The sequence below is a fragment of the Flavobacterium hydrophilum genome (genome assembly GCF_003202405.1).
Lineage (GTDB): Bacteria > Bacteroidota > Bacteroidia > Flavobacteriales > Flavobacteriaceae > Flavobacterium > Flavobacterium hydrophilum.
On record NZ_QJHL01000001.1, the window covers coordinates 2,129,799 to 2,141,514 of the forward strand.

An 11,716-nucleotide genomic window follows, 5' to 3' on the forward strand; every position below is an offset into this window, starting at 1 on the left:
TATGATATGCTATTATTTTGTCAATTCATTTTCTATTTCCTCTAAAGACTTTCCTTTGGTTTCCGGCAGGGAAACACGAAGGAAAAAGTATCCTGCTAAACAAATAACCCCATAAAGCCAGAATGTTCCGTAAGAGCCAAGACTGCTGTTTAGTATTGGAAAAGTGTACGTTAGCACGAAACAGGCTGTCCAAAGGGCGAAAGTAGAAACCGCCATTGCCATGGCACGTATTTTTGTCGGGAATATTTCAGACAAAACAACCCAGGTGATTGGTGCCAATGTCATCGCATAGCAGGAAATGGCAGCGATAACCAGTGCTAAAACAGCAATTCCGGTGATTTCAAAATAATAGCAGGCGCCTAATATGGCATAGATGAAGAACAACCCAATTGAACCAATCAACATCAAGGTTCTGCGTCCCCAACGATCAACAAAATACATACCTACAAATGTGAAGATTACATTCGTTACACCTGTAATTACGATATTGAACAAGATATCCGAAACACCATAACCGGCTGCTGAAAATATTTCCTGAGCATAATTAAAAATCACGTTGATACCGCACCATTGCTGAAAAGCTGCAATCACTATTCCCAATACCAGAATTTTTGGCATTTTACCTTCAAAAAGCATTCTATAATTGACTTTTTCTTTAATGTCTCCGGTTCTTGATTTCAGTTCTTCAATTTGTTCTTTTGCAAAAGCAAGACCTCCAATTTTAGTAAAAACTGATTCTGCTTTATCATATTTACGTTGACTTGCAAGCCATCTCGGACTTTCTGGTATAATGAGTATAAAAATAAAAAAGGCAACTGACGGTACGGCTCCTGCCCAAAACATGTATCTCCAGCCCCATTGACCATTCCAGGAGTTCAAAATATCCTCTCCTTCTATAATAGGATCTGCAATTAACCAGTTTACAATTTGGGCTGCCAGAATTCCTATTACAACCGTTAACTGGTTTATCGAAACAAACTTTCCTCTGGATTCACTTGGCGCAATTTCGGCTATGTACATCGGCGAAAGATTAGATGCGATTCCAATCCCTATTCCTCCAACAACTCTCCAGATGATAAACCATTCAATTGTATCCACTATTCCGGTACCAACTGCTGCCAGCGTAAAAAATATTGAAGCTACAATCATCAACGGTTTTCTACCGTATTTATCAGATAAACTTCCGGAAATCATTACCCCCAGCAAACAGCCCAGAATAGCACTTCCCATAACCCAGCCCTGCATAGAAGGCGAATTGGTAATATTAAAAAAAACTTCATAAAAAGGCTTTGCACCTCCAATTACAACCCAGTCGTAACCAAATAATAAACCACCCATGGCTGAAACCAGTGCAATAAAAAGCAGGTAGGAAGAATTATACTTACTCATATGTATTTAATTTTTTAATTTATTTATCATTACAAATATCGTTACATGCCACACTTCCAAAAATGTAATATTTATATAAAACATGTATAAAACATCGATTTTTACATCAAAATTACCATACTCAAAACAATAAAACACATTTTTTACAATAACTGTATTTATTCGAATAAAATTCTGATGATTTCATACTTAATAACCGATATAATATCTTACTAAAAATATTTCGCAGTAACCTTTTCTCCATTTTTTAATACTAATATTCCAGAATATGTAAATTACCATTATTTTATAAACTTATATTTGTCATTGAATATTTTTATTTAAATATACTCATAACATTAATTATGGATCAGATAGCAGATGGTTTTAAAGGAGAAAGAGCAATCGTTGTTCCTTACAGCGTACGCATCTTTCAGTCTGAAAATGAACTAACAAAAAATGCTTTCATTACACATATGGGCTACTATCCCAACGCAAAATATCACTTCCGGAAAAGATCCAAAGGCGCACTTGAAAACATTCTTATTTATTGTGAAAGCGGAAAAGGTTTTATAACTCTTGAAAATGAACAGTTCTCACTTACTAAAGATCAGGCTTTTATCATTCCGGCTCACAAAGCACATAGTTATGAGGCCGAAATTTCTAAACCCTGGAGCATTTACTGGCTGCACTTTAAAGGAACAGCAAACTCTCTGCATGCTGCGGTTTCCGGAAAAATTTTAAATCTCAACGACAGCAGGTCATCTGACAGACTGAATTTGTTTGAAGAAATTTACCAGAATCTGGAAATGGGTTTTAATCCTGATAATCTTGAGTATTCGAGTATTTGTTTACAGCATTTTTTAGCCAGCATTAAATACACGGGGCAATTTTTAAAAATAAAAACAGCCGATACAGAAGTATTAGATGTGATTCCGATGAGTATTATTTTCATGAAAAACAATCTGACAAACAAAATCACCCTTCACGATATTGCACAGTATACTGGATATTCGAGTTCTTATTTTGGCGCTTTGTTTTTAGAAAAAACTTCATTTACACCAATTGAGTATTACAATCAGTTAAAAATTCAGAAATCGTGTTCGCTTTTGCAGTTCAGCAACCTGAAAATAAAAGAAATCGCTTATGAACTGGGCTATTATGATCCGTTTCATTTTTCAAAGTCGTTCAGACTTGTCATGGAAATATCACCGAGGGAGTATCGGCTTAGATACAAAGCCCCTGTTTAATTTCTATTTGAATCATCAAAAAGGGCTTCGACTCCGCTCAGCCTGACAAATGTTTTGAATTACATCCAGCAAGTTCTATTTAATAACATTCAAATCCGAATTAAAAGAACTTTTATACTTTTTAATGTATTCTGAAGGTGTCATTCCAAATAATTTCACGAACTGCTGTCTGAAGTATTTAGGATCTTCAAAACCAACCTCAGCACTCGCCTGTGCAATATTAATATCTTCAGTAAGCATTAACATCGCAGCTCTTCGGATTCGCAGGGAACGGATAAAAGCATTTAAAGTCTGTCCTGAAATGATTTTTATTTTGGTATAAAGCGTTCTGTGGCTCATACCCATTTCAAGCGCAAAGGTTTTGATCGTGAAATCTCTTTTATGAATATTGGCTTCTACAATGTCAATACATTTTTTCAAAATTTCCTGATACTCCACCGGAACTTTTTGTGTATTCTCTTTTAAAGTGATGCTGTCTAAGAAATAGGTTCGTAAATTGCTTCGATTACGCAATAACGATTCAACCCGTGCCACCAAAATATCATCATCAAATGGTTTTGTAATATAATCATCGGCACCTTCATTGATTCCCTGCAGGTGAGTTTCGGGGTTTTTAGTCGCTGTTAATAAAATTACCGGAATATGAGACAACTCGTTGCTTTCCTTTATTTTTCGGCACAGTTCAAGACCATCCATTTCTTCCATCGTAATATCACTGATTACCAGATCCGGCATGTGTTTTTTGGTCAGTTTTAAACCCTCTTCACCATTTTCGGCATTGTAAACGATATAATTTTCAGCAAACAATTTGATTAAATACCCCCTGATTTCAGCATTGTCATCAACAATTAAAACGGTTCGTTTTTCTGTAAGCATCACTTTTTGCAAGTCAGTTTCAGAAAGTGTATTTTCAGTATCATTTTCTTCGGAGTCATCAATAATTAATTCGTCAAAGAGCTGGCTTCTTTTTTGAACGTCGTTAGTAATTTCAGCATTTTCAAAATGACTGTCCCCTTTCAGAAAAGTCAGCTTAAATGTACTCCCCTTACCCGGTTCACTGCTACAGCTTACCATTCCTTTATGTTTGTCTGTAAAATATTTTACAATGTAAAGCCCGATTCCAAAGCCGGTTCCGATTGAAACTTTAGAATTGATTTGTTTGAATTTTTCGAAAATTACCTCAATATCTTTTTTCTCAATTCCGTCGCCGTTATCCTTAATTTCAAGTTGAACTTCATTATCTGTCTCAGTAAGTTTAAGATCAATCTGCCCGTTAATTGCTGTGTATTTAAAAGCATTCGACATTAGATTAAACAATGAAATTTCAATTTTTTCATAATCCCCTATAATTACAATCTCATGATCCGGAATATTGAAGTTATACTGAATATTTTTGTCTTTTGCCTGATTGACAAAACACTGATACACTTCATTACAAAGATTGTTTACATTTATCGGAGATAGTCGAAGGGAATCCGCATCATTTTCGGCCTTTCTAAAAAGCAAAAGCTGATCAACAAGACTCAATAATCGCCTTGCATTTCGGTGTGCAATTGCCAGATCACTTCCGGAAGACCCGTTTTGAACACTTTCTTTCTGAACTGCTTTTTTAAGCGGATTTATAATCAGCGAAAGCGGGGTTCTGAATTCATGTGAAATATACGTAAACATCGATGACTGTTTCTCCGCAATTTCTTTTTCTTTTTTGCTTTCCAGTTCAGCAATTTTCACCTTATATTTTAGTTTTTCCTTGTTCTTCTGATAATCCAGATACACAAATAGAATTCCTGCTATAGCCAGAACATACAAGCTGTAAGCCCACCAGGTTCTGTACCACGGCGGCAAAACTTCAATTGACACAAGACTGATTTCCTTATTCCAGCCTCCTTCAAAATTGGTCGTTTTTACTTTAAAAGTATATTTCCCTTCCGGCAGTTTTGAGTAATTTGCTTTTCGGGCCTGACCCACATAATTCCATTGGTCATCCCAGCCTTCGAGTAAGTAAGCATAATTTATTTTGTCGGCATTGTTGTAATCCAATGCAACAAATTCTACCGATAAGGCGGTCTGATCGTAATCCAGACTTACTTCTTTCATTTTGCCGGAATCAAAAGTTGTCACTTCAACACCGCTTTCTTCAATGGGCTGATTGTTTACATAAAAATCGGTCAGCAGCAAGTTATTTTTTTGGCTGAAGCCTTTAATCGCTTCCGGAAAAAAGATGTTAAAACCATTTATGCCTCCAAAAAGAAATTCGCCGGTAGATAGTTGAAGCCCGGCATTAAAACTAAACTGATTGCTTTGAAGTCCGTCGTTTACAGAAAAATTACGGAATGTTTTTCGTTTCTTGTCAAATCTGCAAACGCCGCTATAAGTACTCATCCAGAGATTTCCTTCTTTATCTTCCAGCAATCTCAAAACTGTATTAGACGGAAGTCCGTCATCTGTGGTAAATCTTTTAATTTTATTGGTTTTTCTGTCAAATATAACCAACCCTCCTTCCTGGGTTCCCAGCCAGAGATTTTTGTCTTTGTCTTCATGAATACATCGAATCGGGTTACCTATTACCGTTTTTTTAACTTTTTTTGGTGATTTTTCTATAGAAAATAAAGTGCTGTAATTGGCCCCCCAAAGCTTACCATCTTTGGTTTCTATAAGGCATTGCAGGTTATTAATACTTCGGTCAAAAAGTTCGAAACTGTTTTTATCACGATCAAAAAGGTATAAAGAACCTTCGTTTGTAGCACTTGCCCAGATATTGTCTTTTGAATCTTTATAAACAAACCAGATGTTTTTTTCTATTTGTTTTGTATATGGGTTGTAACACGAAAACCGGGTTACGCTGTTGTCTTTTTTGTTAATTCGGTTTATACCTCCTGCCCAGGTAGAAATCCAGATATCATTATTGCTATCCCTGGTGATTCCTGTAATAAATTTGCTCGAAAGGGTATTGCCGTAATTTATATATGTATTGTTTTTTCGGTCCCAGTATTTTAAGCCGGCACCGTCTGTTCCTACCCAAATATTATTTTTCTCATCTTCGCAAAATGACAAAATAAAGTTTTCTGCAGGATCTTTCGCATTATAGCGAATGCTTTTAAAATACTTCGGAATATTGCTGAGCATACTAACACCACCACGCAGTGAACCAAACCACTTGTTTCCGGTTTTATCTTCATACAAACTCCAAACTGAATTACTTTTGGCTAGCAGGTTACCGTGAACTTCGTTTTGCGAGATTGCCTGTTTTCCCATGATTTTATAAATACCACAACCGTCTGTCGTGATCCAGATTTCTTTTTTTCTGTCCACAAGAATATCGGTAACACTGCATTTATTTGAAAAATAATTCTCAGAAAGTATCGCTGATTTTGTATTAAAAAGAAAAAGTCCTTCATCTGTTCCTAACCAGAGATTTCCATCAGTAGCCGGCTTCATTGCTTTTACCTCTTTCGAAAGCGGAAAAACTACTTTTAAACTTTCTGACTGATACTGATAACTGCAAATCCCAATATTACGGACATATATCCAGGAATGTTTCTTTTTTTTATCTTCCTGAATGGCTACTGCATCATAATCATCAATACTGGTTCTATTGCCCGAAAAATTAAGCGGAATTTGTTTTCCGATGAAAGAACCGTTTTCAAAACTGATAAGCCCTAAACTCTGGGAGGCAACCAGCACCAGGTTATCAGAAACTGCACGCATCTGATGGATGATATCCTTTAAAACTTCTGTTTTTTTATTGGAAGGAGTATATCGCACAGGATGAAATGTCGCTGTATTTTTATTGTAAACACAAACACCACTCGAACCTCCTACCCAGATGTTCTTTTTAGAATCTCCTTCGATATTATAAATAGTATTAAATGGCAGTGATTTTTTATCGTTGATCCGGTTTCGGAATACTTTAAAATTATAGCCGTCATATCGATTCAGTCCATCATAAGTTCCAAACCAAATATAACCATCACTATCCTGAAATATGGTTGTAATAGAATTATTAGATAATCCATCAGATATATCAAGAAATTTTACCGGATTCTCCTGCGCAGCAACAAGTGAGTAAAATCCCATGAATACAATTAGAGTTATAAAAAAATTCTTCAAGATTTATTTATTTTAAATTGAACAGCAGAATTGAGCACTAAAATTATCAATAATTTAAAAAATCACAACAAAAAAGAATAAAAATAATAATTCACAATAGTTAATAACTCCGGAAGTTTGATTCTTTTTAATTCTTTTGTAAACAAAAAAATGGAGAAAGAACTAAATTGTCTTTCTCCATTTTCAAGTGTAATTATCTTTAATCTGATTAATTTATTCGTTTTACCGAAAGTTTATCTAAACAAAAATAAGCAGCTGTATTCATTCCGTAATCCGGATGAGAGTCGGTTGAAGCCATTTGGAAAATTAAATATTTTACATTTCCTAAACCTGCCAAATTTGATGTATTTACATTGATCCAGCCTGTTGGCATAACCAAAGATGATCCGGTGTAATTTGCCAATGAATGCACTATAGGACTTGTAATAACACCAGAAGCATTAACTCCATAGATTAGTAATTCAAAATGATCTCCTGATGTAAAAGCGCTTGCAAATCCATCCCCGTACAAACAGCCGTAATAAGGCCACGGGTGTATGTTAATTTTTAAACCTTCTACTTTATACGATCCTGTATTTCCTATTTTGATCCAGTTTGAAAAATTAGCTTCACTAAAAGTACTGCCTTGTGGTGACTCAGGATCTAAATAACTGGACCAATACGCTACAATATAAGGATCTCCAGTTGTACCCGGAGTTCCCGGAGTAACAGTTGAAGAAGTACCAAAACCGCTTCCTGCCATTGCTCCCCATTGATTAGCAACCCAGTTATTTGATCCGCCTGAACCGGCTGATCCGTAATTGGTAATATCATTAACGTTAGAAACAATAAATCCGTCCCAGTAATTGTAACCTTCGGAAGTCGCACTATGCGAAAATTTAAATATATCAACAGTTAAGTTGGTATTTGCTACATAAGTATTCTCCCAATATTTTCCTCCTGTTGTTGATGTTCCACTGCTTAACAGGGAACTTGTCAGATTAAGCGTTGTAGTGGTTCCTATTGAAGGATCTGTTACAGCACTTTTAGATGTTAAACCGGAACTTTTTCGAGCTGTATCATTTTCATTACTTAAAACATCATCGTCACTGCTACAGGACGAAAAACCTAACATTAATCCTAATGTCAAAAAACAAAATACTTTTTTCATAATTTATAAAATTTAAAGGTTAAATACTCACTCTATTATTTTTGACTTGCTGTTTATAGAAGATAAATCTTCAAGAACTATTTATTGTTCAAAATTCAAATCCGAAACTTCTTGAAAAGAGCCAAACAGCAAACAGTTAGCACCCATTTCTACAAACGTTGGTACATATACTTTTACAAAATCAACACCCGGCAAATGAACTTTTTTTCCGTCATTATCGACTGCCCAGCTGATATCTATTGAAGGATCTTTGATACCGCCATACCCCCATTCAAAAGTTCCTATATTGAAAGCCGTCCCTAGCCCGTCGCTTACATCTTTTACAGGAATGTTTATTTTTGTACCTTTTACGGTATAAGAATTTCCCATCCAATTCGGATAGTAATCAGAGAATTTTCGTTTGTCTACTTTTGTAATGTTTCCTGATGTATTTTTATTAGTGGTCCATTTGATATATTCTTTATCAAACTCCCAATTCATAATCCCTTTTACTGCTGGCTTATTTGCATCCGGCTTAAAATAAGTCATCTCGTAATTTTTGACAGTAGTAGATTTATAATATTCACTTCCTGCAATTTCATACCATTCGTTTTCATCGGCCTTTCCATTTTTATTAGCATCGTAGGCAACGAAAACACTTGCCGGAGAATATTTTGCTGAATTGTTCATTTGAACAGTAAAATCGCGTTTTCCATATGCATTTACAACAGTATGATCAAATGCAATAGTGATATAACCACCAAAAGTGCCTAAACTAATGTCTTCTCCGTTTTCCAGATCCGCCTGAACTTTTTCCATCACTTGTGCTTTTGTTGGAAAATCATAATTATCAATATTATAAGCCGGTCCAGGTACGAAATCAATTAATGAAAGTGCTTTTGAATTATAGGTTTTGCCGGTCTCTGAAACCGTAACTTTAACAGAAGCTTTCTTTACAATTCCGCCTACTGTTACTGTAAAATCTAAAACATAATTTGTAGCTTCAGGAGATATGAACATTAAGTTTTTACTGTCGCCAACGATAGAATCTTTTATTATACCATCACTTCCGGTCACTTTAACTGACCATACATATGTGGCAACTTTATCTGCAGCATTTTCAATCGTTACGTCAGGATTTATTTCTATTACATTATATTGGTCTACTGCAAAATCTGACGCTAATTTTATCGCTACAGCTGGATCTAAAACAGGTTCTTCTGATTTTGAATCATCATTGCTGCAGGCAAAAAATGAAACAAACGCCATTAGACCTAAACAATATTTTAAATGATTTTTCATTTCTTACTTATTTTACTTTTTTTAAATTGTACTTTTTTAATATATGAAGATCTCCTGCTCCAGCAAATACAGTAGCCATTGAAGATTGCTGGGTACAGCGTCCCATTGGTTCGCTTACACAATTTACTACCTTAATAAAATCGATTCCGGGAAGATTGGCTTTATTTCCGTTATTATCGACTGCCCAGTCAATATCAATATCCGGATTTAATGCACTTACATATCCCCATTCAGGAGGTGTAGAATACCATAGTGTTGTTTGTCCGGTGCGTGCCGTTTTAAAATCTACATCAAGTTTTAAACCTTCGTAACTCACTGTAGTCTGCGATGCCCATAAAGGATAAAACTCTTTTTTAGCCCTTGGCCTTTGCAGATAATATTTTTCTCCCTTGCTATTTTCGCAATAAACATGTTCATAATCTGTCCAAAGAGCACTTGCAGTTACCAAAGGTTCTCCTGCCGCTTTTTTATTATAAGTAATTTTAAAATCTTTAATTGTAGTTTCTTTAGCGTGTTGACTTCCAACAATTTCAAACCATTCATCGTTATCCGGCTTTCCATTTTTATTTTTATCGTAAGCCACATAAATCAATCCCGGTGCCGGTGGATTTGGTTTCGATCCTGTCGGATTTGTTACATCTCCTCCATATACTCTAAAATCTTTTTCTCCTTCAACATTTACAACTGTATGGTCAAATCCTACTACAATAGAACCTCCAAAACCACCTAAATCTAACGGATATCCAACACTCGTTTCATTGATTCTTCCTAAAGCCGTTTTCATTACGTCTGCTTTAGAATTCCCATCTTTGAAAATATCATTTGCAAGCATTCCTGGTGCCGGATCAAAGTCAAAAATGCGCGTGATATACGGATTGTAATTGGCTCCTTCATTCGTTACATTTACAATTGTGTTCTTAGATCCTTTTTTATTATTTACAGTTACATTCAGTGTAAATTCATAAGAACCTGCATAAATAGCGGTAAATCGTAAATCTTTACTGTTTCCAACAATAGAATCTGTAACCTGATCCACAGGATTTTTAGTCATAACCCATTCGTATTTTGCAGTCGAACCAGCATCAGAGGCTGTAATATCTAAAACCGTAAAGGTTGCTGTTTCATACTTTTCCTGCAGCTCAACTTTTATCGACTGATCATCATCGTTATTGCTGCATCCTGTAAAAGCGAATGCGAATGCCAGCAATAAAAATCGGGTAACATTTTTTTTCATAATTTGGATATAATAATTTGATTTAATACTTTTTAAAATTATCTCGTAGGAATATTTTCTCCTAGAAGATGCAAATCTGTAGCACCCATTATTTCTGTAGAAGTTTCACCAAGCCAGCCTGCCTCCTGATTAAGACCGTTATAGACTTTCACAAAATCGATTCCGGGAAGATGAATCTTATTCCCATTTTTATCAATTGCCCATTCAATATCAATTCCCGAATCATCATCATTATTTGGAGCATTATCGGCGTATCCATATAAAAAAGCATACTGGACAAAATAGCTTCCTGTTCCGCTTTCGTCAACTGCATTGTCTGGTAAACAAGTTCCTTTAAAAGTAATTGATGCCTGATTTTTAAGCCATTTGGGCCAATAATCCAAAGAATGATTATAAGCATTGTTTTGAGTCAAATACCCGTCTTTTCCCTGATTGTCTTTCCAATAGATATATTCAATATCTGTAAAGAGGACTGTCCCTGTACCTCCACTCGGAACAGGTATTTTGTTTGGATCCGGTCTGTAATAGGTGATTTCATAATTATGAATGGTTTTCTCCATTTTGTGCCCACCGCCTTCAATTTCATACCATTCGTCATCCGGAAGTCCGTTTTTGTTTTTGTCATACGAAACCATAATCACTCCGGCTTCACTGCTTCCGCCACGCATAGTAGCATCCGGATTTGGATTGGCCTGTGCCCAAAAAGCATTTCCCAAAACTCTAAAATCACGTTTGCCTTTGATGTTTACAATACTGTGGTCAAAACCAAAAACCACATAACCGCCAAATGCACCAAGTGAAATAAGATCTCCTTCTTTCTTAGCCAGATATGAATTCGCCCTTGTCAGTATTCTCTCGGCGGAGTCACCATCATTAGCTACCGGAAGGTCATTTATAAATTGGCCCGGAGCCGGTTTAAATTCGAATACTTTGGCGATATAACTTTTTAACTCTTTAGTCTCCGTAGCTACAGTAATAGTTACTTTTTTGGTTTGAGTCGTTCCTTTATCGGTAATGACTACTTTAAATTCGTAAATTCCTTCTATCGTAGCGGCAAACAAAGCTTCTTTCGAAGTTGTATTGACTAAAGAATAATTTTCAGAAGAAACATTTTCAGCCGTCCAGTTGTAAGTTGCCTCAGAGCCTGCATTCGTTTTTGGACTTACAGCAAGAATTGTAAATCTTTGAATTTTAAATTCATTTGTTTCTGTTTCACCGCCTCCGGACTCCGAATCATCACCTCCTCCCGAACAATTTGTTAATGCAATTGCTAAGATGGCTAGCAATAACATTTGAAAATCTTTTAAAAATCTTTTATTCATA

At 35.6% G+C, this 11,716-nt stretch carries 7 protein-coding genes; 1 reads left to right on the top strand and 6 read right to left on the bottom strand.

Annotated elements, in window-relative coordinates:
* Window positions 1-12: 12 nt before the first annotated feature.
* Window positions 13-1,389, bottom strand: a complete 1,377-nt coding sequence (locus tag DMB68_RS08210) for a sugar porter family MFS transporter (RefSeq protein WP_110346118.1) — start codon at window positions 1,387-1,389, stop codon at window positions 13-15.
* A gap of 344 nt (window positions 1,390-1,733) precedes the next feature.
* Here DMB68_RS08210 and DMB68_RS08215 point away from each other — a divergent pair, with 344 nt between their 5' ends.
* Window positions 1,734-2,618 (top strand): AraC family transcriptional regulator, encoded by an 885-nt coding sequence (locus tag DMB68_RS08215; RefSeq protein ID WP_110346119.1) that lies wholly within the window; start codon window positions 1,734-1,736, stop codon window positions 2,616-2,618.
* A 75-nt stretch (window positions 2,619-2,693) separates the two neighbouring features.
* Here DMB68_RS08215 and DMB68_RS08220 read toward each other — a convergent pair whose 3' ends face one another.
* From DMB68_RS08220 to DMB68_RS08240, 5 genes are all read right to left on the bottom strand, one after another.
* A complete protein-coding gene (locus DMB68_RS08220) occupies window positions 2,694-6,728 on the bottom strand; it encodes a hybrid sensor histidine kinase/response regulator transcription factor (protein WP_110346120.1) in 4,035 nt (1,344 codons plus the stop codon).
* 208 nt (window positions 6,729-6,936) lie between these two features.
* Window positions 6,937-7,878, bottom strand: coding sequence for a DUF4465 domain-containing protein (locus DMB68_RS08225; protein WP_110346121.1), 942 nt, complete (start codon window positions 7,876-7,878; stop codon window positions 6,937-6,939).
* Window positions 7,879-7,959: 81 nt separating this feature from the next.
* A complete protein-coding gene (locus tag DMB68_RS08230) occupies window positions 7,960-9,159 on the bottom strand; it encodes a hypothetical protein (RefSeq protein ID WP_110346122.1) in 1,200 nt (399 codons plus the stop codon).
* Between the two features lie 7 nt (window positions 9,160-9,166).
* Window positions 9,167-10,393, bottom strand: coding sequence for a PKD domain-containing protein (locus DMB68_RS08235; RefSeq protein ID WP_110346123.1), 1,227 nt, complete (start codon window positions 10,391-10,393; stop codon window positions 9,167-9,169).
* Window positions 10,394-10,431: 38 nt separating this feature from the next.
* A complete protein-coding gene (locus DMB68_RS08240) occupies window positions 10,432-11,715 on the bottom strand; it encodes a PKD domain-containing protein (protein ID WP_110346124.1) in 1,284 nt (427 codons plus the stop codon).
* Window position 11,716 lies beyond the last annotated feature (1 nt).

Bases quoted from the DNA above. Each gene is read 5' to 3' on its own strand.
- DMB68_RS08240 (WP_110346124.1), bottom strand. From the start codon at position 11,715: ATGAATAAAAGATTTTTAAAAGATTTTCAAATGTTATTGCTAGCCATC.
- DMB68_RS08230 (WP_110346122.1), bottom strand. From the start codon at position 9,159: ATGAAAAATCATTTAAAATATTGTTTAGGTCTAATGGCGTTTGTTTCA.
- DMB68_RS08210 (WP_110346118.1), bottom strand. From the start codon at position 1,389: ATGAGTAAGTATAATTCTTCCTACCTGCTTTTTATTGCACTGGTTTCA.
- DMB68_RS08235 (WP_110346123.1), bottom strand. From the start codon at position 10,393: ATGAAAAAAAATGTTACCCGATTTTTATTGCTGGCATTCGCATTCGCT.
- DMB68_RS08225 (WP_110346121.1), bottom strand. From the start codon at position 7,878: ATGAAAAAAGTATTTTGTTTTTTGACATTAGGATTAATGTTAGGTTTT.
- DMB68_RS08215 (WP_110346119.1), top strand. From the start codon at position 1,734: ATGGATCAGATAGCAGATGGTTTTAAAGGAGAAAGAGCAATCGTTGTT.